The organism is Flexithrix dorotheae DSM 6795, assembly GCF_000379765.1.
In the GTDB taxonomy this organism is placed as follows: domain Bacteria; phylum Bacteroidota; class Bacteroidia; order Cytophagales; family Flammeovirgaceae; genus Flexithrix; species Flexithrix dorotheae.
The window spans coordinates 219,804-242,746 of sequence record NZ_KB903520.1 but is presented as its reverse complement, the minus strand read 5'-3'; the positions used below and the strand labels follow the sequence as shown (position 1 = coordinate 242,746).

The 22,943-nt window shown below is 37.3% G+C and carries 22 protein-coding genes; 4 read left to right on the top strand and 18 right to left on the bottom strand.

Features of this window, described 5'->3' with window-relative positions:
- Window positions 1–143: 143 nt before the first annotated feature.
- The 14 genes from A3EM_RS45240 to A3EM_RS0140470 all read right to left on the bottom strand — a co-directional run bounded on the left by A3EM_RS45240 (window position 144) and on the right by A3EM_RS0140470 (window position 13,903).
- Window positions 144–1,235 carry an efflux RND transporter periplasmic adaptor subunit gene (locus A3EM_RS45240; RefSeq protein WP_020533967.1) on the bottom strand — a complete coding sequence of 364 codons (1,092 nt, stop codon included), beginning with the start codon at window positions 1,233–1,235 and terminating at the stop codon, window positions 144–146.
- Between the two features lie 56 nt (window positions 1,236–1,291).
- Window positions 1,292–2,650, bottom strand: a complete 1,359-nt coding sequence (locus tag A3EM_RS0140535; RefSeq protein WP_020533966.1) for a TolC family protein — start codon at window positions 2,648–2,650, stop codon at window positions 1,292–1,294.
- Window positions 2,651–2,766: 116 nt separating this feature from the next.
- Window positions 2,767–3,402: a TetR/AcrR family transcriptional regulator gene (locus tag A3EM_RS45235; protein WP_020533965.1), complete on the bottom strand. Its 636-nt coding sequence runs from the start codon at window positions 3,400–3,402 to the stop codon at window positions 2,767–2,769.
- A 384-nt stretch (window positions 3,403–3,786) separates the two neighbouring features.
- Window positions 3,787–4,689 (bottom strand): DUF1295 domain-containing protein, encoded by a 903-nt coding sequence (locus A3EM_RS0140525; RefSeq protein ID WP_020533964.1) that lies wholly within the window; start codon window positions 4,687–4,689, stop codon window positions 3,787–3,789.
- A gap of 10 nt (window positions 4,690–4,699) precedes the next feature.
- The gene (locus tag A3EM_RS0140520; RefSeq protein WP_020533963.1) at window positions 4,700–5,323 is read right to left on the bottom strand and encodes a DUF1684 domain-containing protein; all 624 of its coding nucleotides are present in this window, start codon (window positions 5,321–5,323) and stop codon (window positions 4,700–4,702) included.
- A gap of 131 nt (window positions 5,324–5,454) precedes the next feature.
- Entirely contained in the window at window positions 5,455–5,694 is a 240-nt protein-coding gene (locus A3EM_RS45230) for a hypothetical protein (RefSeq protein ID WP_020533962.1), read from the bottom strand.
- Window positions 5,695–5,749: 55 nt separating this feature from the next.
- Window positions 5,750–6,202, bottom strand: a complete 453-nt coding sequence (locus tag A3EM_RS0140510; RefSeq protein WP_026210900.1) for an Hsp20/alpha crystallin family protein — start codon at window positions 6,200–6,202, stop codon at window positions 5,750–5,752.
- 399 nt (window positions 6,203–6,601) lie between these two features.
- Complete coding sequence (locus A3EM_RS0140500; protein WP_020533959.1) at window positions 6,602–7,708, bottom strand: Gfo/Idh/MocA family protein; 1,107 nt, start codon at window positions 7,706–7,708, stop codon at window positions 6,602–6,604.
- 45 nt (window positions 7,709–7,753) lie between these two features.
- Window positions 7,754–8,716 (bottom strand): Smr/MutS family protein, encoded by a 963-nt coding sequence (locus A3EM_RS0140495; protein ID WP_020533958.1) that lies wholly within the window; start codon window positions 8,714–8,716, stop codon window positions 7,754–7,756.
- Window positions 8,717–8,942: 226 nt separating this feature from the next.
- Complete coding sequence (locus A3EM_RS0140490; RefSeq protein ID WP_020533957.1) at window positions 8,943–9,836, bottom strand: patatin-like phospholipase family protein; 894 nt, start codon at window positions 9,834–9,836, stop codon at window positions 8,943–8,945.
- Window positions 9,833–10,438: a ribonuclease HII gene (locus A3EM_RS0140485; RefSeq protein ID WP_020533956.1), complete on the bottom strand. Its 606-nt coding sequence runs from the start codon at window positions 10,436–10,438 to the stop codon at window positions 9,833–9,835. Before A3EM_RS0140485 ends, A3EM_RS0140490 begins: the two co-directional genes overlap by 4 nt.
- A gap of 368 nt (window positions 10,439–10,806) precedes the next feature.
- Window positions 10,807–11,307 carry an acyl-CoA carboxylase biotin carboxyl carrier protein subunit gene (locus A3EM_RS0140480; protein ID WP_020533955.1) on the bottom strand — a complete coding sequence of 167 codons (501 nt, stop codon included), beginning with the start codon at window positions 11,305–11,307 and terminating at the stop codon, window positions 10,807–10,809.
- Window positions 11,282–12,529 (bottom strand): glycosyltransferase family 4 protein, encoded by a 1,248-nt coding sequence (locus tag A3EM_RS0140475; protein ID WP_020533954.1) that lies wholly within the window; start codon window positions 12,527–12,529, stop codon window positions 11,282–11,284. The genes A3EM_RS0140480 and A3EM_RS0140475 overlap by 26 nt, the downstream gene beginning before the upstream one ends.
- 156 nt (window positions 12,530–12,685) lie before the next feature.
- Window positions 12,686–13,903, bottom strand: a complete 1,218-nt coding sequence (locus A3EM_RS0140470) for an NADH-quinone oxidoreductase subunit D (RefSeq protein WP_020533953.1) — start codon at window positions 13,901–13,903, stop codon at window positions 12,686–12,688.
- 352 nt (window positions 13,904–14,255) lie between these two features.
- Here A3EM_RS0140470 and A3EM_RS0140465 point away from each other — a divergent pair, with 352 nt between their 5' ends.
- From A3EM_RS0140465 to A3EM_RS46825, 4 genes are all read left to right on the top strand, one after another.
- A complete protein-coding gene (locus A3EM_RS0140465; protein ID WP_020533952.1) occupies window positions 14,256–14,777 on the top strand; it encodes a DUF7935 family protein in 522 nt (173 codons plus the stop codon).
- A 53-nt stretch (window positions 14,778–14,830) separates the two neighbouring features.
- Window positions 14,831–15,559, top strand: a complete 729-nt coding sequence (locus A3EM_RS0140460) for an acyl-[acyl-carrier-protein] thioesterase (protein WP_020533951.1) — start codon at window positions 14,831–14,833, stop codon at window positions 15,557–15,559.
- Window positions 15,560–15,685: 126 nt separating this feature from the next.
- Complete coding sequence (locus A3EM_RS0140455; protein ID WP_026210898.1) at window positions 15,686–16,606, top strand: bile acid:sodium symporter family protein; 921 nt, start codon at window positions 15,686–15,688, stop codon at window positions 16,604–16,606.
- Between the two features lie 28 nt (window positions 16,607–16,634).
- A complete protein-coding gene (locus A3EM_RS46825) occupies window positions 16,635–17,744 on the top strand; it encodes a 1-acyl-sn-glycerol-3-phosphate acyltransferase (RefSeq protein ID WP_020533949.1) in 1,110 nt (369 codons plus the stop codon).
- 382 nt (window positions 17,745–18,126) lie between these two features.
- Here A3EM_RS46825 and A3EM_RS0140445 read toward each other — a convergent pair whose 3' ends face one another.
- The 4 genes from A3EM_RS0140445 to A3EM_RS0140430 form a co-directional block, all read right to left on the bottom strand.
- A complete protein-coding gene (locus A3EM_RS0140445) occupies window positions 18,127–18,834 on the bottom strand; it encodes a DNA alkylation repair protein (RefSeq protein ID WP_020533948.1) in 708 nt (235 codons plus the stop codon).
- A 113-nt stretch (window positions 18,835–18,947) separates the two neighbouring features.
- Window positions 18,948–20,084 carry a hypothetical protein gene (locus A3EM_RS0140440; RefSeq protein WP_020533947.1) on the bottom strand — a complete coding sequence of 379 codons (1,137 nt, stop codon included), beginning with the start codon at window positions 20,082–20,084 and terminating at the stop codon, window positions 18,948–18,950.
- Between the two features lie 130 nt (window positions 20,085–20,214).
- Window positions 20,215–22,269, bottom strand: a complete 2,055-nt coding sequence (locus tag A3EM_RS0140435; RefSeq protein ID WP_020533946.1) for a carboxy terminal-processing peptidase — start codon at window positions 22,267–22,269, stop codon at window positions 20,215–20,217.
- Between the two features lie 249 nt (window positions 22,270–22,518).
- Complete coding sequence (locus A3EM_RS0140430) at window positions 22,519–22,941, bottom strand: hypothetical protein (protein ID WP_020533945.1); 423 nt, start codon at window positions 22,939–22,941, stop codon at window positions 22,519–22,521.
- Between the last annotated feature and the right edge of the window lie 2 nt (window positions 22,942–22,943).

Here is a 22,943-nt window from a genome sequence, read left to right as displayed (position 1 = left end):
TATCCTTAGCAAAAAACCTCCCCCTAGCCCCCTCTAGAGGGGGAAATTTGATTTTTCCCCTCTGGAGAAGTTAGGTATTCCGAGAATTAAGGGGAAGTTTTGAACTTTTCGGAAATAAGCTAAGGTTAACTAAAGAGTAAAATCTAATTAACGGCCAGGTTTTCGCCCTTTTTTTCAGCCACCTTTATTCTCATTCCATCTTTTAGGTAAGCTGCCCCAGCAGTCACTACATAATCCAGGTCCACATTTTCTTTTTGGGAAACCAGAATGTATTGGTCACTGATGAATAAAGGTTTCACAAAAACTTCATTAGCCTTTTGTTTGTTGACATCTGGTTGGAAAATCAGAGCCGCCTTGTTATCGGCTTCTACAATGGCATCAATAGGAATTTTCAGGAAAGAAGCCTCCTGTGAAGGGAAAATTTTCACTTTCCCAATAAACCCATTTCTAAGGGCTTTGCCTTTATTTAATACCACTAATTCTACCTCAAAAACTCCCGTTTGCGGGTCGGCAGCTTCTGCAATTTCTGCCACCTTGGCTTCAAAAGTTTTTTCAGGATAGGCATCAAATGTAACTTCCGCTTTATCATTCAATTCCAACTGAACCACCTGTCGGTCAGCCACCCCAATCCTGATGATCTGATCTGTTTTCGTGGAGGCAAAATGAATCACAGGAATTCCTACTCCTGTTAATTCATTGGTTTCAGCATATTTCCTCAGAATTTTTCCATTTTCAGGAGCATAAATTTGAGAATGCTTTTCATTAAATACCGCCACATTCCAGTCAGACTTGGCCAGATCGTAAGCAGTTTCAGCATCTTGTAAATTTTCTAAAGTCACCACACTGTCTGCATAAAGATTTTTGATTCTAAGCAGGTCTCTTTCAGCCTTTTCCAGAGCAGCTTTGGCTTTTGAAACTGTAGATTTTATTTCCAATTGATTCAGGCTTGCAAGCAACTGTCCCTTTCTTACCGTTTGCCCTTCTTTTACTCCGATAAACTCAATTATTCCTGGCGTTTTAAAAGACAAATCAATTTCCGCATTGGAAGCTAAAATCCCGGTCGATTCAATGGGAAGTGGTTCATTGGAAGTTTCTACTTTTTCGATTTCAACCGCTACTTCTTTTTCCTTCACCACTTCTTTTTGGACCTTTTCTGTCTCTTCATTTTGGCAGGAAGCAAACCCGATTCCTGTAATTAAGAATATACCAATATACCGTTTCATTTGATTTTTCATGAGGTAAAATATTGAAGTTTTTTAGGCTGTTTTTTTAAATTGATCAATAAATTTTTTCACAGTTCTCCGGCAATGTTTCTCTCCAAAATGGCTTTTTTGGTGAGGTAGTTATATTTGGCCAGACTTACATTAATTTGTGCATTGGTAAATCTATATTGGGAATCCTGATACTCCAGTAAACTCACCAATTGCTGGTCGTACTTTTTCCTGATTATTCTGAAAGATTGAGAAGCACTTTCCAACCCGGATTCATTGGCTTTTACATAGGCTAAAGCAGCTCTCAAATCGTTGTACGCATTTAGGGTTTCCAGTTTTATCTGGTTTTGTACTTCTTCTTTTTGCTTACCCAGAATATCATGCTGAATTTTTGCTTTTTGCACCCTGGCTTTATTTAAATTTCCACTGAATAAATTCCAGGTAAGTCCGGCCTGGAGTAAGGCAAAGTCCTGATCACTGCCAAAATCATAACCAAAACCCTGGTAACCCACATCTGCTATCACACCCAATTTTGGTAAATTCCCGGCCTGATTAAGCTTCACCCTTTGCTCGGTGGCCCTTAAACCACTTTCAATTTTTTGCAATTCCTTTCTGTTTTGTAAAGCCTGATCTTCCAAAGCTTCATAAGATAATTCTTCCCAACTGACCTTCGCAATGGCAGAATCCACTGCTATTTCTTCAGCCAGATTCCTGTTTAAAAGGAAATTGAAATAAGCTTTGGAAGCAGCCAGATTTTTCATGGACTGTACTATGTTATTTTCCAGTAAATCCAATTCATGCTGAGAATTGTAAATGACATCCCTGGTAGCTTTGTTATTTGCTACAAGTTTTTCATTCACCCTTAAATTCTCCTCAAGAATATTTTTAGAGCTTTCATAAACCCTTAATACATCGAGTGATTGCAGGTAATTAAAATAAGCTATCTTGATTTCCCCTGTCAGAAAATTTTCATAGGCCTGCTTTTGAGCCAACTGACCATTATACTGTTCCTCCTGAATTTTTAAATTGTAATATATTTGGGGATCAAGGATTGGCTGAGTTACCCGGAATTTCGTTTCCTGAAAGTTATTGGGCAAGAAGCTTTCATTTACATTTTCCAAATTAGCTGGGTAGCTGTCTGAACCTTTTAGTACGTTCAAATCCTGATAAATTGGATTAAGCATATCTCCTATGGGTAATCCAATAGATCGTCCTCCTCTCGCAACCGTGTAGTTGGCCATAAAATCTACTTTAGGGAAAAACATTCCCTTGGCTTCTTTTATACCTTCCACTTGTTGCTGAAGAGAAAAGTTTTCCCTGTTCATAGCCGGATTATTTTCCAGGCCTTCATTTATATAAGCAGATAGAATTTCTTGTCCGAAGCTATTGGTGCCAATAAAGGCAATAATTAAAAAGACAACTAGATTTTTTTGATTCATGGTAAATTTACTTTGCGCTAATATAAATTATGACTAACAGTCAGTTTTTCACAAAAAAATATATTACTCAAATTCATTTACTGACTACCAGTCAATAAACCTTAAAAAAAAACCAATTATGGTTTTAATGATTTTTCAAGCATGCCCAGGTAATCTTCATACATCTCATCCACATCAATTTCAAAAACCTCACATAACTGGTCGGTCTTAAATGAAATAACCTGCACCATTCCAAAAGAGTTACCCCACATAATAAAAGCCATTTTTTTACTGTCTAAATCACGCCTTATACTTCCATCATGCTGGCCTTTTTCAATCAATTTCATCAATAAGGAAAGTGACGTATTCTGGTCATTTGCCCTTAAATTATCATAGAAATCTCTAAATTTCTGATTCAAATCTTTTGATTCTCTATAATGCAAAGCTTCAAAATAGTTCGGGTGATCTTTGTAAAATTTATAATAAGATCTCCCGATAGTCAATAATCCACTTAAGCCATTTTCCATTCCCTCAAGTGCTCCAAGGATGATTTTTCCAAGAATCTCCTCCGCTTTCATCCCAATGGCCAGGTACAATTCCTCCTTAGTTTTGTAGTAAAGATACAATGTCCCTTTACTCAATTCTGCCTCTTTTGCCACATCATCCATAGTGGCTATGGCATACCCTTTTGAAAAAAAAACTTTTTCTGCTGCGTTTAAAATGTCATTGGCCCGTTTGGCTTTTTCCCGCTGTTTCCTTTCTGAAATCCCCATAGCTAATTTGTTGTAGTAATTCAATGACCATCAGTCATTTTATTAATGCAAGTATAATTTTTATTCTTACGTCTGTCAATAATTTGATGAAAAATTTTTCTTAAATGTAATAAAATTAGATTAAAGAGTAGAAAAATGTGGTAATTATAGGGTTTCCGCACCAAAAAGTAAAAGCTTAATTTTGGAAGTTTTAGTCCCTTTTTTAGATTTTATAACTGGCCTTTCACTAAAAACCTTAATAATAAAATATTAGCAAAGCAAGATGAATGAGCTTTTGTCTATTTTTCCAGTCGATGAAAAATAGACGGCAGCGGCCGACCATGAAAAAATCTTTACCCTTTTTGGGATTACATTAGCAAATTTTGGCGTGGAAACCCTAGGAAATTATCTGTGCTTTTTAGGTTCAGGTTTGGGAAACCATGGAAAAAGGACTGCCACCCTTTTTGAATAGGACAAGTAATCCTGTCTTCTGGTCATCATTCGTTTTTCAATCATGGGAATACTGATAAATTGAAAAAGGAAAGTGATGGAAACCGCACCCACAATTGGCCACCATTGGGGGTTTGCGGCAAATGAAAAGGCAAACAAACCCCACCAGAAAAGAATTTCCCCAAAATAGTTAGGGTGCCTGGAATAGGCCCAAATACCAGATTGCAATGTCTTGCCTTTCACCTGATTGGTTTTCTTAAACCTTGTTAACTGTTCATCAGCCACTGTTTCAACAATAATGGCGATTGTGGTTAATACCAGAGCAAGGAAATCTACCAGGTTAAAGGGACGGGCCTCCTCTCCAAAAATAAAATAAAAACTCAGGCAGCCCAAAAAGACCAATATGGTAGGAAAAAGATGGATACCCAGGAAGCTGACCAACCAGTAAAACCTGCCTGTTTTGGCTTGTAAATCATCATATCGCCAGTCCTGGTGTGCAATATTTTTAAAAGTTCTGAGGAAATTAAAGGTCAAACGAACAGCCCAAAACATCACAAGTGAAAACACAATGATTTGCCTTAAGGAAAGGGCATCCCCAGTATTAAAGGCAAAAAAACCAACGGCTATAAATGGTGGTGCAACACTCCAATAAGGATCATAGAAACTGGAATTATTAAATATTCTGCTAAAAATGAATATAACCACAGTGCCCACCACATCAGCAATGGCCATAGCCGTAATGGCTCCCATAGGTTTTAAAAGATTGAAAACAGGCAAAACGATTATTAGGCCTATCACATAAGCTAGGGTCATCCATAACACTCCATTTTTAAAAGTGGGCTTTTGTACATTATTCATGTTTATCCTATCAGAATTTTTTGAATGCTTTTACCCCCGCTTCCACCGTTATATCTAGAAAATTTTCGCTCGGAGGAATGGGGCAGGAATATTTTGGATTATAGGCACAATAGGGGTTATAAGCATGATTGAAATCCAGGATAATTTCATCTGTTTCGGGAATTTCCAGATCAATGTAGCGTCCTCCCCCATAGCTTCCATCACCAGAAGTTAAATCGGTAAAGGGTATAAACAGGTATTTTTTATAGGCGGCCATTTTTCTTAAATCATGACTTTGATACACATTCAGTTTGTAGGCATTGCCTTCAATTTCAAAATGCACTTCTGCATATTTTTCGTAAACAGGTCTTCTGGAGGTGGTTGTTTTCATTTGAAAGGGTTTTTCATTTTCAGTTCTTACAAACCTGGCCTTTACATTAAATTTTTCATTGGCAGGATAAAACTCAAGTTTTTTAAATTGCTCCAAATCTTCCTTGGTTAAAGGAGAACTCTCCTTATCGGCATATTCGGCATTGAGTTCTTTTTGAAAGGCCAGCACTCCTTTTAGAAAATCTGCATGGTTTTCCTGAGCCACTACACTTGAAACAAAAATTAAACTGAGTAGAAGCTGGACGGAGAAAATTTTAATTTGCATAGACAAAATACTGTTGGGTGGATTGTCCAAAAATATGGTTTAAAAAGCTAATACTGAAAAAATAAAGCAGACATTACGAATTTTCCTATAATGTCTGCTTCTTTAAATTTATGAAAAAAAACTCCTAATCATTACATCACGCCCTGCGCAATATCATTATGTTTTTTATAATTGAAATCAGGAATTTTATTTCTTAAAAATACATTTTCTATTGTTCTTTGGTAAGGATTTCTGAATTTGGTTAAACACCATTTTTCAAGGTTAGCATTTTCATTTGGAGATAGCATTTTTACCGCCTTATTCAACTCCTTTTCAAATAGTTCTTTGTTAAAACTAACTTTAGTTAATATTAATTTATAATACTCCAACATAGGGCAAAACAGGGTTAGTTAGGCCCCGGCAAAAAGCACCGGGGACAAAAAAATATTATTGAATTTTGATAGTTCTGGCTGGTTTTACTTTCGCTTCTTCTCTTAGCGGGATAGTGATCACCAACACTCCATTATTGTAGGAAGCCTTAATTTTATCTCCATCTACCAGGTTTTCTGCCAGGGTAAATGACCGTTCAAAAGCCTGATAACTGAACTCTCTTTTCACATACATACTTTCTTCGTTTTCTTTCATTTGATTTTCCCTTTCCGAAGAAATTGTCAACCGATTTCCATTCAGTTCAATTTTAAAATCTTTCTTTTCCATTCCCGGAGCAGCCATTTCCACTTCGTAATAATCATTGGTTTTCTTAATATTAACTGCAGGAATGGTGGTGCCAGTGGCCGAAGAATTATTATGGCCCCAATCGTAGAATTCGTTTTTCAAAAAATCGTCAAAAAATCTTGAAAAGGTTGGAGAAAGGGTGTTCTCCTTTTTCATTAGTGTCATAATTACCTCCTTTGTTTAAGTTAAAAAATAATTACCTAACAAAAATTGGTTTTTGAGGATGTTAGTCATGTGCCGAGAAGCCTTACAATACACAAAACTAAAACTCCATATAAACCAATCTTGGTCCTTTAATTGAACCCTGGTTGTAAAAAGAACAATGTTGAAGAGCACTTTGAAGAGTACTTTCTCAGGAAAAATATAGGGAAAAGCTTGTCCGTTGACCATTATTAAATTAAAAGCTCTTCCTATTTGAAACAGCCCGATTTCCTAAGAGAAGAAATCTAAAAATGCTCAAAAACAATAAGACGTAATCAAGTGTTATACCAATATTTTCTTTGGGAAAAATTGTCACTTTTTTGCCAAATTGACTTTGAAAAAATGGCAGAAAATCATCCTCAACTACTCCAAATCCACTCTTTTCCCTTCTTTAGCAGAAATTTTAGCAGCTTCCAAAATCTCCATCACTATCAAATTGGTTTTCAGGGAAGATAAGTCATTTTCAGGTGAAATAGTTTTGCGAACAACACTGGCAAAATAAGCAAAGGGATCATTGGCATTTTCGGGAAGCTTATTCACTTCTAAAACTTCTTCCTTTGTTTTTTCATTGGCTCTATAAAGAATTTCATCTTTCTTATCAGTATAAAGAAATCCGGTTTTCCCATAAATCTCCATATCCTTACGGCTATAAGGCCAGTTCCAGGAAGCCTGAATAATTGCCTGTGCAGTAGGGTAAGTGATTACAATGGTAGCTTCATCGTCCACATTTGGATACATTTCCGGTTTGATTTGCTGGGTAACAGCCATCACCGAGGTGGGTCGTTGTCCTTTCATTAACCAGGTCATTAAATCGGCTCCATAGCAACCAAAATCGGTAAGTGCCCCAGCCCCATTTAGTTTTGGGTCTAACAACCAGTTTAAAAATTCCTGGTTGCATCCAATCTCGATTGGTCCCTGATGACCGTCATGGATTACTACCTTTCTGATTTCACCAATAGCATTTTCATCATGAATCATTTCGTATGCCTTATAATTACTGGCATACCAGGTAGTTTCATAATTGGTCAGTAAATGGATTTTGTGTTTTTTGGCCAATGCTGCCATTTTTTCGGCATGTTCAAGGCTTACAGCCAAAGGTTTTTCCACCATCACATGGATGCCTTTTGGGGCACAAAATTCTACCGTTTCCAGATGTTCGTATATACTATTAAAAGCACAAACAGCCTCAGGTTTTGTTTGGGCTACCATTTCTTCCATGGTAGGATACCATAATGACATGGGCAGATTATGTTGCTTCAAAAACCTGGTAGCCAACTCTTTATTTGGTTCAGCAATTCCTACCAACTCCACATCTCCTTTATCCGGCCGACCTAAAATCCAGTGCACATGAGCATGAGTCAAACCTACTACTCCGAGTTTTAATCTGGCAGTAGAATTTTCCTGAGCGAATCCAGTTAAAGCGTAAATAAAAAAAAGGATAAAGCACAAAATCTGTCTGTAATTGGTCATTGGTTTGGATTCAAATAAAAATGAGACAAAAAATAAAAGTACAATCTATTTAATTTTTACCAGAGTTGCTCCATAACCAAACTTCTCTTTTTTGGCATCTTTAAAATAAGCCACATGCTGATGTTTACTTAATCTTTTCTGGATTTCTGTTCTAAGTGTACCAGCACCTACTCCATGAATAAATGTAATTTCATCCATGCCATTATAAATTGCATCGTCCAGACGGGCTTCAAATTCTTCCAACTGTACTTCCAGAATATTTTCAGGTGCAATTCCATGTTTGCCTTTACCCAGTTTTTCCCAATGCAAATCCACTTCCTTATGCACCACCCCCCGGGCCTGTGATTTTTCCTTTTCTGAAGTTTCCGAAGGTTGATTAAAAAAACTTGATTTCAGTTCTTCGGGCACAATCTCCTTATAATTTTCATCCACCTGAAACAAAAAAGCCTCTTTATTTAAAACGGGAGCAGCTTTCTTACTTTTAAAAAATGTAGCTGCCTTAAATTTCATTTTCTTAACCAAAGGGGCTTTAAAGGAAAATTTACCTTTCTTGAAAAACATGGCCTGAACATGGAAATACGGCCACCTTTCAAACTTATCAAGATTTACTTCATTTACTTTCTTATAAGATTTAGGAGATAATCCACCTGCAGTAATTCCAGTATAGTTTCCTTCATTTTCCTCACCAAAAATGAATGGAATATGGAGGTCGGTATTATTCACTAAATTCACCTCCAGCAACTTATCATTGAAATGGGTAAAAGCAAGATACAATCCTTTCTCCGCAATGATTTCAGTGGCCATTCCTGGTCTTTTTTCCATCACTGGTGCAGGTTTATCTCCAAAAACTTTTGTTTCCTGTGTGGAAACTAATACCAAATCCGTACGGGAGAAGGGAATTCTGAAACCGTCTTCAATCTCCACTTCCACATTATTTCCGGGTAAAAATGCAGTAATCACCCCTTCTTCAATTCCATCAATGCTTCTCACCTTATCGCCTATATTCATTGCTTTATCCTTTCTAATTCAAAATCAAAAAAGCAAAGTTAGAACAAACGGGAAAAACAGAGGAGGTTTGGGGAAAGATTTGTAGAAAATTAAATCAGAAATGGGAATTCAGTAGTAATTCAAAATTAACCCTGTATTATTTTTCCATTAAAGACTGATAGAGAGATTACTGTTTCTCGGAAATAATAGTGCCCGGTATGGAGTACCCGGTGTGGAGCACGGGTGCTTAATGTTTCTTTATGATTCGGTTGGCAAAAGCTTCTTTACCAATTTCTATCAGTTCTTTGGTCCTATAAAACTCAAAAGACCCGGAAGATTCTCTGGAAATATTAATTAAAATATCGGGTTGATGTTTTTCAATAATTAAGTCGGAAAGTTTGTCCTGGGTAAGATCGAAAGAACGCATTAAAAGATCAAAATAGCCCATTTTTTTGTCTTTAGCCTTTCCATTCCCATTGCTGCCAAACCAGCCATTTCTTTCATTTTTAACTATTTTTTTCATAATGGGTTTAGGCAAAGGTCCATTGTGATTTACATTTACCACTACCAGTAAATCTCCCGGAGTTCTGTGTACCAAATCCATGGGTAAGGGATTTAGAATTCCCCCGTCAACCAATTCCTTTCCATCTACAATATTGGGCGTAAAAACAGTGGGAATTGCCATGGAGGAACGAATGGCCTCATAAAGGTCCCCTTTTCTAAAGATTACTTCTTCCTGTTCTTTAATATCCGTGGCAACCGTAACATAAGGAATATCTAAATCTTCAATATGAATATGCCCCACCATTTTTTTAATTTCATTAAGCACTCTGTCTCCCCGAATAAAGCCTTGTGAACTAAAGGTAAAATCCACAAGCCTCAGCAACTTCACTTTATCCACAGAGGATGCCCATTCTTTAAATTCCTGCAATTTTCCGGCAGCATAAATTCCCCCAATTACTGCACCCATGGAAGTCCCGGCAATGGAGGTTATCTGATAGTTATTTCTTAATAATTCTTCAATTACACCAATATGGGCTAAACCTCTGGCGCCACCACTGGAAAGGACAAGGGCTATTGACCTCGATTTGTTTAATCTGGATTTAATGAAAGAAGGAAGGCGATCTAACAGGTTAATCATTTAGTGAATTTTAATTCGAGTTGTTCTGGTAACAACTTGAACGACTTTCTGTGCAAAGGAGTTTCCCCAAGGGCCCTGATTGCCTCTCTGTGAGCTTTTGTGGGATAGCCTACATTTGTTTCCCAGCCATATCCGGGATATGTTTTGGCCATTTCTTCCATTAGCTCATCCCTGTAGGTTTTGGCCAAAATTGAAGCAGCCGCAATGGAAGCGTATTTGCCATCCCCTTTTATAATACATTCGAAGGGAATATCCTTGTACGGATTAAAGCGATTGCCATCCACCAATAACAAATCATAGGGAATTTTGATCTGATCCAAAGCCAGATGCATGGCCAGAAAAGACGCATTCAGGATATTGATTTTGTCAATTTCAGTATGGGAAACCTCAGCTACATGGTAAGCTAAAGCCTTTTCCTGAATTTCCAATCTGAGTAAATCTCTATTCGACCTGGTTACTTTTTTGGAATCATCCAGAATATCACTTTTAAAATCTTTGGGAAGAATAACAGCTGCCGCTACAACAGGCCCGGCGAGGCAACCACGCCCCACTTCATCCAATCCAACTTCCACTTTCTCTTTGTCAAAATAAGGTGCTAACATATTAAATTACTGAGCTTTATTACGAAATTTGATTTTAAAAAAATTGTAAAGTAAAAATGCCATCAAAAATAGTGTGGGAAAATGTTGTCGATACTTAATTTAAAGTTTACAAGCTTACTTGGGCCTTGCTCAAATAGCGTGAAGCATTTCTGGAAATGAAGCGTTAAGAAATCTTCCCTGTTTGAGATCAGCTTTGTAAAAGTTGATTGAGTTTGGAAGATTTTAGCACAATGGACTGAAATGTAGCTATTTGAGCACAGCCTTGAATTTTTGGTTCTTTTGTTTCAAGACAAAAGAACAATGAACTATCTGTCAAGCACTTAACTAATCATTATCCCACTATTTTTTCGTATAAAGAAAAAGTTGCATTACTCAAACTTTACCAAAACCTGATTTTTCTCCACATTCTCTCCCACTTTCACTTCAATGGATTTCAACACACCATCTCCGGGAGATTTCAGCATATTCTCCATTTTCATGGCTTCCAAAATCAGAATTTTGTCTCCCTTTGCCACTGAGTTTCCGGGCTTCACTAAAATATCCAGAATTAATCCGGGCATTGGGGCTTTTATTTCATTTACTTTCTGCTCCGAACCATTGTTCATTCCCAATTTTTCCAGAAGCAGATCCAACTGATTTTTGGCTTTTAATTCATAAATATTCCCATTTACCTTGATGGTAAAATTCTTAGATTTAAAGTCCGAAGCAATGATTTCAACATTAAAAGATTGATGATCTTTAATGATATGGTAGCGGTTTTCAGCTACTTTTTGCACATCAGCAGGGAATAATTCTCCATCAATTTTCAGGAGATCATTTTCTTTTTCTAATTCAAAAGAGGATTCATTCTTGTAAAAAACCTTCAACATATTGATCAGGATCTGTTAATTCTCCTTTCAAGTCTAAGGTATTTAAGGCTTTTATCAAACTTTCAATTTGCTTTTTTCGATCAAATTCCTCTTCAGCAGTTTTCCTGCCCCGGTTTCCCATTGCCGAAAGACTGGCAGGTTTTGCGGCAATCATCTTTTTAAGGTTGGAGATAAGCTCTTCCGGCCTTACCGGATTGGAAATAAGCCCGGCTCCGGCTGCTTCCACAATTTTGCCGCCTTCTCCACCTCCATTAAATAGAATGGGCAAACCCACAGAAAGCGCTTCATAAACTTTGGATGGAACTGTTCCATGAATCCTTTTTTTCTGTGAGATCAAAGCAGCATCATATTCCTGCATAATTTCAGCAAGCTTTTTTTGCGGAACTGCTTTAAACAATTTGATTCCTTTCTCGGGAAATTTTTTCAGGTAGGTTTTTACTTTTTCGAACTCAAAACCATCTCCATAAATATGCAATTCGGCTCCATACCATTTAAAATTCACGTCCTTGCATAATTGCAAAATACCATGTGCTACCCCCATTACCCCGGCATAAATCACCTTAAATTTTTTCCCTTGAACCTCATAGTTTTCTTTTTGTTGAAAAAGTCTGGTATCTACTCCGGTTCTGAAAAGTAAAACAGGTTTGGAAGATTTAGTTTGAATATGCGCTTTGATCTCATTGGACTGTACCAACGCAAAATCGCATTTATTGTAAAGTAGCTTTTCTAATTTTTCAAGGCTTTTATACAACTTCCCCTTTTTGATCAGGTCCAGTTCATGGATGGCAATAGGCCATAAATCGGAAACATTAAGTATGAGCTTTGCTCTGGTAATGGCTGCTATAAAAAGGGCAAAAATAGGTACCATTACAGGAGGATATTGTACAATGATATAATCAGGTCTTTTTCTTAGCAAATGAGGAAGTGAAAGCAACATGGAAAAAGCCAGGGAAGTCATATTTAAAAACCGACTGATGTACTTATCACTATGGGAAGCATACATCCAATGTCTTCTAACAGCCACCCCCCCTATACTTTCCTTACAAAATATCTTTCCCTGATAAGCCTTGTAAACACTTGGTGTAGGATAATTTGGCATCCCGGTAAGCACTTCCACTTCATAACCAGCCTCCTTTAAACCCTTAGCCATATCGAAGATTCTCGATGGGGCAGCCCCAAGTTCTGGAGGAAATGTATTGGTAATGATGCTGATTCTGGCCAAGTTCTTTTAATTAGTGTTGATATTTAAGCTGGGATAATGCAGAAATTAAAGTCTAAAAAATCATCCTGTTTATAACCTTAACTTAAAGCCTTTTTATTTATTCTTAAAGTTGCCGGAAAGCCTTTCACTTTTCTTATTTTTCTGGTAGATAAATTATTACCGATCTACCTCTCCCATTACAAAATCGAAGGAACCAATTATGGCCACTAAATCGGCAAACATAGTTCCCTTCGCTATTTCAGGAAGTATGGAAAGGTTTACAAAACAACAGGAACGCACTTTTACCCGGTATGGGATCTCCTTATTGGCCTGTGTTCTGAAATAATATCCCAGTTCTCCTTTAGGGCTTTCCCCTCTGAAATATAAATCCATTTGCTTGGGCCGCACTTTCCTTGGAACAGCAGCCTGGGGATCAAAATCTCTGGTTCGTTTCAAATCGGTTGTCAGTCTTTCTATACACTGTTCGATAATTTTTGCCGATTCCCAACATTCCTGCATTCTCACATAGGTTCTATCCCAGCAATCTCCTGTAGTACCCATTTCTCCTTTACCTATAGGAACATCAAATTCGAGTTCGGGATAAACCGAATAAGCATCCACTTTCCGCAAATCATATTTTAATCCACTTCCCCTCAACATTGGCCCTGAAATACCATAATTAATGGCCAGGTTTAAGGGCAGCACACCCACATTTGCAGTTCTTTCCACAAATATTTTGTTTTCTACGATCAGGTCCTGAAGTTCCCTCAATTTTGGTTTCAGGTAATCAATAAATTCTTTGCACCGCTCTTCAAAACCGACTGGCAAATCGTAATATAATCCCCCCACCCAAATGTAATTATACAACATTCTTGAGCCACTCACCCATTCTAACAATCTGAGAATGTGTTCTCTGTCCCGCATCATCCATAGAAATGGTGTAAAGGCCCCAATATCAATGGCATAAGTTCCGATGGCTACAAAATGAGAGGCGAGTCGATTAAGCTCTGCCACCAGGACTCTGATATACTCAACCCTTTTGGGAATATCATCGGTAATCCCCAGCATTTTTTCCACACCCATGGCATAAATATGCTCGGAATTCATAGCCGCCACATAATCCATTCTGTCCACATAAGGAATAGTCTGGTTATAGGCCATTGATTCGGCATGTTTCTCAAAACAGCGGTGAAGGTAACCCAAATGCGGAACCACATCTACTATGATTTCCCCATCCGTGACAACTTCCAACCTCAGAACTCCGTGGGTGGAAGGATGCTGCGGACCAATATTGATCAACATTTCCTGGGTTTTTAAGTCACTTTCTTTGTAAACATTTGCCTCGGATTTGGCAAGGTTATCTTCCTTATATATGTATTGAACACTTTTACTCATCTCACAGAAAAAAAATTCTACGGTAAATTTAGGGATTTAAATTTAAGAGCCTGTTTAAAATTTTTCTTTTCGGCTGAAAATGACCATTTCCAGAACCGAATAACAACAATTCATCCCAACCAAACTCTAATTACTACCCCTTAATCCCCAACTACTATTCATTAATTCTCCAAATAAGTAAAAAGAAAGTTTTTTAACTGGAAACCAATAGTGGTTCTCCATAAAATAATTATAATTGTAAAGCAGTTGATTATACTAGTGCGACTGGTCCGAAATTAGTATAATTTTAAAATACCAGATCCGTCATTAATTCAGGACATTTTTTTAACAATTAAATATTTTTTAAGCTTTTATGGAAAGCATCATCGACATTGCCAAAGCAACAATCCCTTCATTAATCGTTATTTATGGCGCTTATCTTATCGTTAAGTCATTTTTGGATAAATCTATAGAGGAGAACAAAATCAGCAAATCTGTAGAACAAACAAAGGAAATTTTACCACTTCGTTTGCAGGCCTATGAGCGAATTGTAATTTTCCTGGAAAGACTGGCCCCTAACAACCTCATTATCAGACTTAATGACAGCTCTTATTCCGCAGTGCAATTCCAGAATATACTGGTACATGAGATCAGAGAGGAGTTCAATCATAACCTGTCCCAGCAGATCTATATGAGTGATCAGTCCTGGGGATTGGTAAAAAAATGTATGGAAGAGGTGATTGCTTTAATCAATAATTCTGGCCAAGAACTGAAACCGGATGCGACTTCCCTGGATTTAGCTAAAAAAATATTTGAGAACCTATTGGCTGAAGATTCCGATATTATCGGACAGGCCCAATCCATCATAAAAAATGAAATAAGGGCAATTTTTTAGATTTTAAAACCTACAGGAAATTAAAGAAAGATCTCCTCATAATACTTTAAAAAATGCTGGTTACTACAGAAACATTTAAAGTAAAAACCAATGAAATTGGGGTAAACCAAAAAGTCACTATACCTGCACTTGCTAATTTTATGCAGGAAGCGGCCAGAACCAATGTAATGGAAATGGGCATTCCTACATCCAGGCTGGCAGAAAAAGGTCTCGCCTGGGTACTTTCCAGATTGCAATTGGAAGTTTTCGATTACGTAGGTCAGGGAGAAAAACTAAAAATCAAAACCTGGCCTTCTGGAAGTGACAAATACTATTTCTACAGAGACTTTAGGATTTATAATGCCAATGAGGAATTAATCGGAAGGGCCTCCAGCAACTGGATTGCCATAGATTTGGTAAAAAGGCAATTGGTAAAAGTACCGGAATTCCTAAAAGACCTGACCGTGAATGCCGGAGAAGAGCCCTTACCCAGAATTTCGGGGAAAATAAAACCACTTTCAGAAATCCATGGAGAGCATGCCATAAAGGTAAAATGGCATTACCTGGACGAAGCCCGACACACCAACAATAGCTATTATTTCCTATGGATTTTGGATGCACTTCCTAGAGAAATGCTGGATAATCAATTGCCAAAAAAACTGGATATGATGTTTAAAGCTGAAAGTGTTTATGACGATCAGCTCCTTTCCAAATATCAAAAAAAGGCTGAATTGGAAACCCTCCATTCTATCGAAAATTCAGAGGGAAAAGAGCTAATTAGGGCTTCTGTGGAGTGGGTATAAATTCTAGGTTTCAAAAATTAATACATTAATAAGCTTTCAACAAATTTCTAACTAGAAATCAATTCCCCGATTTTACCTATTTTTGCCGAAACTTATCCCTGGAGGATATCACTAACAAACAAGCAAATGCACAGTCCATTACAAGACATTCACCTAAACTTCAATGCCGGAAGTCTTACTCTTTTGAACCTTTGCCTGGCCTTTATCATGTTTGGCATTGCACTTTCCCTAAAAGTGGAGAATTTCAGGGAAGTAGCCCAAAACCTTAAATCCACCATTACTGGAATTACCTCTCAATTTGTTTTACTTCCCTTGCTCACTTTTTTGTTGGTTTGGTTTGCCAATCCATTGCCCGGTCTGGCTGCCGGGATGATTTTGGTAGCGGCCTGTCCCGGAGGAAACATTTCCAACTTTTTCACTATGCTCAGTAAAGGCAATCTGGCATTGTCCATTAGTCTTTCAGCAATTTCTACCATTCTGTCTACTTTTATGACCCCAATGAACTTTGGGTTTTGGTCAGGATTGTTACCCTTTACCGATCAGTTTCTGGCTGCCATCAATCTTGATTTGGGGGAGATGATAAAAATAGTTTTTCTGATTATGGGTTTTCCACTTTTGGTAGGAATTGCTGTAGCCAAATGGCTGCCAAAATTTGCCAAAATAATTAGCCAACCCATAAAAATCCTCTCTGTGATCATTCTTTTCGGATTTATCATTATCGCCTTTTACAACAATTTTGATTTGTTCCTCCAATATTTTGATTATGTAATTTACCTGGTATTAATCCACAATGCTTTGGCGCTTTCAGGTGGGTATTTGTTTGGAAAACTCATGAAGCTGCCCGAAAATGATATTAAAACAATATCCATTGAAACAGGTATACAAAACTCCGGGTTGGGTTTGGTAATTATCTTCAATTTTTTTGAGGGAAATGGGGGAATGGCTATAATTACTGCATGGTGGGGTATCTGGCATATAGTTTCCGGATTTGCCATTTCCCAATTCTACTCCTACAAAAATGCCCGACTTGCCAGAGAACATGCTTAAATTATTGCAACTGATGATTCCTTAGTCAATGATAAAATTGCTTATATATGAATCCTTAAAAAGGTATGTCCGGCTGGCTTTAAGATTTTATTTCAAAAAGATTGAAGTTAATTTTGAAATGCCTTTACCCCACAACCGGCCCATTATTTTTGCGGTAAATCACCAAAATGCCTTTCTTGATGCCATTATTGTGGCTGTTTCCTCTCATCGTTCCCCCCATTTCCTTACCAGAGCCAGCGTATTCAATTCCAGTGTAGCCAGGTTTTTTCTGGACATTTTAAAAATGATGCCCATTTACCGGTTCAGGGACGGAATTGGAAATGTAAAAAAGAATGATCAAATCATTGAGAATTGTGTAAAGCTGTTGAATAAGAACCAGTCCGTTTTAATTTTCCCGGAAGGCAACCACGATTTAAAATGGGGATTACGCCCTCTTCAAAAAGGAGCTGCAAGAATTGCATTTGAAGCAGAAAAAAAAGCAGGTTATAAACTTTCCGGATTAATCGTTCCGGTAGGCTTACAATACAGTCATCATACCCGGTCGAGGGGAAATGTTTTGGTCAATTTTGGAAGTCCCATTGAGGTAAAAGACTTTGTACCTGCGTTTCAGGAAGACACAAAAAAAGGCATTCTTCAACTAACCAGGGCTATTTCAAAAGGACTGACGAAATTAATTGTAAATATTCAGCCGCTCAGTCATTATGAAGAGATCAAAGAGAAATGGCTAAAAAGCCGGTCTCAACAGGGCAATTTAAAAAACCAGCTTTTACACGATCAGGAACTTGTGAAGGCATTATCTGGAAAGGCACAAAAAGGAGAAAATGGAAATAGCTCCATCACCCTAAATAAAGAAAATCGCAATAGAAATTGGTATTTGTGGCCTATTGCCATTTACGGTTGGATCAACCATTTAATCCCCAACTTTTTCATGCGGTTAATTATAAAAAAATTTGTCAAAGACCCGCATTTCCATGGCTCTATCAAACTGGCAGGAGGGATATTTATGTATCCTGTCTTCTACCTGATACAAGCAGCTTTTTTTTGGTATTTTACAGGAAACTGGCTTTGGGGAATAATTTACCTTTTTTCCCTACCCATCACCGGGGCAATCAGTTTGGACTTTTTTCAGCGGAAATAGCTTAAATAAGCGAATCTAAAATTAGGATTTATCACTTGCCTTCCTTTCCAATCTTTTGAGCTACCAGGAAAATAATCGGATTTCAAATTTTACGATAAACATTCAGGATTTGAAATCCTGAATAGCGGTTGTTCCTTTCTATTCTATAGACTAAATCTCTCTTTTTCAAGACCTTTCAATATCTGATTGAGATTTCGCAGCTGTTCGTTTTTTATCAAGAAAAAATGAACATTTCCCTACCATCCATGTATTAGTAGAAAATTCAATTTATTGCAAAATCTCGAAATAAAATTTTCAAACATACTCTCATAGGATTTTTATTCCGGTTACACTTACTTCCTGTTTAACCAACTTTCCCTACATATTTTTTCAAGATAACTTTTCAACACCTTGCCATTTTTTTCTTTTTACCAACTCTGCCTTTATCGATCACTTTTTGAATGTAATCGGATGCCAACGGCACTTTGCAGGCTGTCCCTCCCATTTCTACATTCACCTTGCCTATTTTCTTTGCAATTGCCTTCGATTTATCTGTCAATTCCGAAATGTAAGATCCAATGGCTATCACAAAACCATTCATGGCATAACGGACTCTGTTCTGTGCCTGATGGACTTCTTCCCCTACCCTGTCCAGTAATTCACTGTAAGCCTCAATATCCAAATCCTTATCTTCATTCACTGCCGCATAATTAGCCAAGGTAGCCCATCCTGCAGCAGCAATGGTTTCCCTTTCCGATTCAATCCATTGTTGGCCTAAACCAAAACCAAAAGGAGTTTCTGCAGCTACCCAGGGGACTGTATATTCACTTAAATAATACCAATATGCCTTCTCCACCCAATCCTCCAGTTGCGCTTTTGTGATTTGTTTTTCATCTGCCATTAATCCTGCAAGATACATGGCATCCGAATTTCCGGTATCATACAGGGCTAGGGACAACTCATGATTCTTTTTTGTCTTCTTTAATATCTTCTTCAAGTCAGCCACTTTCACTCCAAAAAAAGGTTCTTTGGCACCATGCTTTAGCAAAGTGTTTTTGGTATTCTCATCGGCATAACTTTCCAGTTCTGAAAGAACTTCCTGTGTGGTCATGGTTTTATAGTTTGTAAATTTTCAAAATCAAATACTTACTTAAGTTACCACTTTTCCCTAATTTCTGGCAAATTTGACCTTCAATAAATAATTCATTTGAAGCCATTTTATTTTCAACCTTCCCTTCCTGCTAAATCACTGGCAATATTCATAAAGTTAATATAAGCATCAAATGGGGATGGATAGGGATTCGGAAGGATACTTATTTTGGGACTTCCGGTTTCGAAATAGGTAAAATGATTTTTGGACAGCAGCTTTCTCCAGATTTCCTTTACATCAGGATTTGTTTTTCCAATACTTTTGAGCTTGTATATGGTTGATATTGCATCCCGCTGCATGTTGTTTAATTCTGGTTCATAAAAGGAATTAATAGGAAATGATTCCACTATTTTTACAAGGCCCTCCTTCACTTTTCTTTCCAACAATTCAGCGATGGTGGCAAATTCAATCCTTTTTCCTTCCAAATCTTCCCAAAGCATTTTTTGAAATAAATCTGAAATTCCATTGAGTTTGGCCTTTTCATTCCCAAATATTTCAAAGGGCGCATGCTCCAAAACCGCATTTTTAGGAGAGGCAATCTGTAAAAAATGAGCTAAAGTTTCCTTCCCTATTACTTCCTGGGGCTTATCCGAAAAAAGAAGATCATCCACTAATAAATCTTTTTTCTTACCCCCTGCTACCAAAAATGAAACTGGCGATTCGGAAAATTGATGAACAAGTTCTGTTTTAAAATCTTCTTCAATAAAATTTTGGAGAAAGACAACCTGTTCTATTTTGGTATCTGAAAAAGCCTTTTGGTATTTTTCAAGGTTGATGCCTTCATAAACCAAAAGTGTATTTCCCGGAGTAATGCCAAAATCCAGCATTTTCTTTTTTTGTAATACCACCTGAGCTTTCAACTCTTTTTTTGAGATGCGATCTGTCAGGCAATCGTAGAAGGGTTGCAGTGGCCATTCCACCACTCCCGATTTCAAAATGTCTTCAAGCGGTGAAATGAGTTCCGGAGCATATTTTTCCCATAATTCAACCACATATCCCGGCAAGGCAAAACTACATTTAAAACTTCCCTGAGATTTTTCAATTAAATCCAGAATTAAGGCAAGTCCGGGTTTATAACAACTTAGTGCCTGTTTTTTCACAAATTCCTCCTGCTTTTCTTCATCAAAATAAGGATTGGACTTTCCTATTTCAAGAAAGTGGTAATTCCTGAGTATGATAGGAAGGTGAAAAGAAAAAAGTAAATTGACCATTAAATATACTTTTGTTTTGGTTAGTCACAATGGTAGTAAATATAGCCTCCCGGACTTAAAAAAATATCCTGAAACTTTAAGTGAAACGTACTCAAAACTTCAGGATACTATTTTTTAATTTTTGCAAAAATCAACCTACTCCTGAAATTAACTCGGCAATTAAATAAATACTTTGTTTTAGGTAAACATCATTAATTTCATCTGGTTTTTCAGGTTCGGGAATTTCTTCACTTTCGATTTCGGCTGATAGATCTGAACTACTTCCTTCTTCTCCTACGCCCTCCATTTCTTTTCTTCTTTCTTCCTCATTCAATGAAATACTGTTTACCTCCCGCTCATTTTTGATTTCCTCAATATTCTTGATCAATTCTACCAAACCCTCATCAGTTTCTGTCCTTTTTTGGTAAGATTTATTTAAGGCATTTATCTGATTTTCAGAAACATAATTTGAGGCAATATAATCCGTGGGTGCGATCTGGTCCCATGGCAAAGCATTTGGCTGGGAGCTTTCTCCATACTCTTCGGCACTAAAAGGAGATGGCATTTGAATATCGGGTGAAACTCCCAGGTGCTGAGTACTGCTGCCGTTTACCCGGTAGAATTTGGCAAGGGTAAGCTTCAACTGGCCTAACTTGGCTTTCTCTTCAGGTAAAAAGCGCTTAAGATCAATCAAACTCTGTACAGTACCTTTTCCATAAGTTTGTTCACCCACTACAATTCCCCTTTTATAATCCTGAATAGCTGCAGCAAAAATTTCAGAAGCAGAAGCACTGAATCGATTGATCACCACAGCTAATGGACCATCGTATCGAATATCGGAATCCGGGTCTGTTAAAATTTCCACAGAATTGTCAGCATTTCTTACCTGAACTACAGGGCCTTCAGGAATAAACAACCCGGTTAATTCAACTGCTTCCTGCAATGATCCTCCTCCATTTCTTCTTAAGTCTACAATTACACCATCTACCCCGGCAACATTGAAATCCTCCAATATTTTAAGCACATCTTTTTTAGTACTTTTAAAATCTTCTTCTCCATTCCTTACCGCCTCAAAATTCCGGTAAAATGAAGGAATGGTAATGACGCCTATTTTGTAGTTTTTATTTTTAAACTCAAAAGGGATGATTTCCTGAGAAGCCGCCTGATCTTCCAGTTTAATTTTATCCCTCACCATTTTTACCTCAATTGGTTTGGAAGTAAGACTAGCCTCTGCCGGCAATACCTGAAGCCTCACAGTAGTGCCTTTAGCACCTCTTATCAGTTGTACTGCATCATCCGTTCTCCATCCCACAATATTCACAAAAGTAGTGTCATTTTCCTGAGCCACCGCTACTATTCTATCCCCGGCATTTAATTTTTTACTTTTAAAAGCCGGTCCTCCCGGAAGAATTTCGGAGAATGTGACATAATCATTTTGAGAAAATAACCTGGCTCCAATCCCCTCCAGAGAAAGACTCATTCCAATTTCAAAGTTCTCCGCACTAATAGGGGAAAAATAACTGGTGTGCGGATCGAATGAAGAGGCCAGTGAATTCATATAAAGCTGAAAAATATCCTCGCTTTTATATTGGGAAATCACCTTCTTATATCTTTCATACCGTTTTTCCACTGTTTCAATAATGGAAGCGGAATCCTTTCCTGCTAATTTTAAATTTAAAGCCTGGCTTTTTAATAATAACCTCCACTCTTCTTCTATTTCCTCCTCCGTAGCCAGCCATTTATCTGGCGGAGATAAATCCATGATTTCTTTTTTCCCAAAATCAAAACCAACTGCCAGCATGGGGTTTATCCTCTCCATACGCTCCATAAACCGGCTTCTGAAGACCTTATACACTTCATAAGCAAAATCTACATTTCCCTCTTTTAGGTGATCATCCAGCTGATAGCGGTAGCCCTCAAAGGAATTAATATCTGACTCAAGAAAATAAATATGGAAATTATCAAAGGAGTTGATGAAATTATCGAATATTTCTGCCGAAAGAGAATCATCCAGTTTTATTTTACTATAGTGATGTTGATTTAAAATAGCAGAAACCAGGGCTGCTTCACTATAATGTTCCGGGGAAGGCGCAAGGATTTTCGTTGTATCTCCAGCCGACAACATACTCCCAAGAGTAGAAGGTTTTACCGCCACAAATCCCAAAACCACTAAAACCGGCAATACTAATAAAATAATTTTCTTCATTCTTCCTGATTATGTATTATAATTTTCACTGAATAAGCATGATTTAAACCTTAATCACGCACTTCATAAGTGGACTGAAAAGTTTAAATCTCAGTACCTAAACCAACATTTTCTGATGATATAACTGTTCCAATTTAAGTGATGCAATTTAATCATTATAATATAAATTTATGAAGGCAATTACATATATTGATTAGTTTCCTGATTAAAAGGTGATTATCAATGATTAAAATTATATTTCCGCAGGATTTAGTTGTATTTTTCCGAATAAAGCTTTGCCCCGATGATATAACAAGCCCCAATAAGTAGTGCTATCAGAGAATAAGAGGCTGCCAAATAGAATGGGATGGTTTCTAACTTCATAAATAAAAAACCACCAATTCCCCTTCCCAAATAAATAATTCCAATTATCCAAAGTGCCAGTTTTATTAAGGGCAGTTTTTTAAATTGGTTGATGGCAGAAAAAGCATAACAGCCGAAAAGCGTAAAAAATACCGCCACAACCACCGTGATAAAATAGGGATAAAGCGGATGAATCATTTCCGCAGCCCTGTCCATTTCTGGTTTTATGCCAGTTACTTCAAACATTTTATCTGCCCAAAACAGTCCCAATATATGTAAAAAGGCAATGATAAAGTTAGCCGTTCCTCCGATTCTTAAAGTAGTTTTCATTT

Excerpts from the sequence above, each read along its gene's own strand:
- A3EM_RS45240 (WP_020533967.1), bottom strand. The coding sequence starts at position 1,235 with ATGAAAAATCAAATGAAACGGTATATTGGTATATTCTTAATTACAGGA.
- A3EM_RS0140535 (WP_020533966.1), bottom strand. The coding sequence starts at position 2,650 with ATGAATCAAAAAAATCTAGTTGTCTTTTTAATTATTGCCTTTATTGGC.
- A3EM_RS45235 (WP_020533965.1), bottom strand. The coding sequence starts at position 3,402 with ATGGGGATTTCAGAAAGGAAACAGCGGGAAAAAGCCAAACGGGCCAAT.
- A3EM_RS0140525 (WP_020533964.1), bottom strand. The coding sequence starts at position 4,689 with ATGAATAATGTACAAAAGCCCACTTTTAAAAATGGAGTGTTATGGATG.
- A3EM_RS0140520 (WP_020533963.1), bottom strand. The coding sequence starts at position 5,323 with ATGCAAATTAAAATTTTCTCCGTCCAGCTTCTACTCAGTTTAATTTTT.
- A3EM_RS45230 (WP_020533962.1), bottom strand. The coding sequence starts at position 5,694 with ATGTTGGAGTATTATAAATTAATATTAACTAAAGTTAGTTTTAACAAA.
- A3EM_RS0140510 (WP_026210900.1), bottom strand. The coding sequence starts at position 6,202 with ATGACACTAATGAAAAAGGAGAACACCCTTTCTCCAACCTTTTCAAGA.
- A3EM_RS0140500 (WP_020533959.1), bottom strand. The coding sequence starts at position 7,708 with ATGACCAATTACAGACAGATTTTGTGCTTTATCCTTTTTTTTATTTAC.
- A3EM_RS0140495 (WP_020533958.1), bottom strand. The coding sequence starts at position 8,716 with ATGAATATAGGCGATAAGGTGAGAAGCATTGATGGAATTGAAGAAGGG.
- A3EM_RS0140490 (WP_020533957.1), bottom strand. The coding sequence starts at position 9,836 with ATGATTAACCTGTTAGATCGCCTTCCTTCTTTCATTAAATCCAGATTA.
- A3EM_RS0140485 (WP_020533956.1), bottom strand. The coding sequence starts at position 10,438 with ATGTTAGCACCTTATTTTGACAAAGAGAAAGTGGAAGTTGGATTGGAT.
- A3EM_RS0140480 (WP_020533955.1), bottom strand. The coding sequence starts at position 11,307 with ATGTTGAAGGTTTTTTACAAGAATGAATCCTCTTTTGAATTAGAAAAA.
- A3EM_RS0140470 (WP_020533953.1), bottom strand. The coding sequence starts at position 13,903 with ATGAGTAAAAGTGTTCAATACATATATAAGGAAGATAACCTTGCCAAA.
- A3EM_RS0140465 (WP_020533952.1), top strand. The coding sequence starts at position 14,256 with ATGGAAAGCATCATCGACATTGCCAAAGCAACAATCCCTTCATTAATC.
- A3EM_RS0140460 (WP_020533951.1), top strand. The coding sequence starts at position 14,831 with ATGCTGGTTACTACAGAAACATTTAAAGTAAAAACCAATGAAATTGGG.
- A3EM_RS0140455 (WP_026210898.1), top strand. The coding sequence starts at position 15,686 with ATGCACAGTCCATTACAAGACATTCACCTAAACTTCAATGCCGGAAGT.
- A3EM_RS46825 (WP_020533949.1), top strand. The coding sequence starts at position 16,635 with ATGATAAAATTGCTTATATATGAATCCTTAAAAAGGTATGTCCGGCTG.
- A3EM_RS0140445 (WP_020533948.1), bottom strand. The coding sequence starts at position 18,834 with ATGACCACACAGGAAGTTCTTTCAGAACTGGAAAGTTATGCCGATGAG.
- A3EM_RS0140440 (WP_020533947.1), bottom strand. The coding sequence starts at position 20,084 with ATGGTCAATTTACTTTTTTCTTTTCACCTTCCTATCATACTCAGGAAT.
- A3EM_RS0140435 (WP_020533946.1), bottom strand. The coding sequence starts at position 22,269 with ATGAAGAAAATTATTTTATTAGTATTGCCGGTTTTAGTGGTTTTGGGA.
- A3EM_RS0140430 (WP_020533945.1), bottom strand. The coding sequence starts at position 22,941 with ATGAAAACTACTTTAAGAATCGGAGGAACGGCTAACTTTATCATTGCC.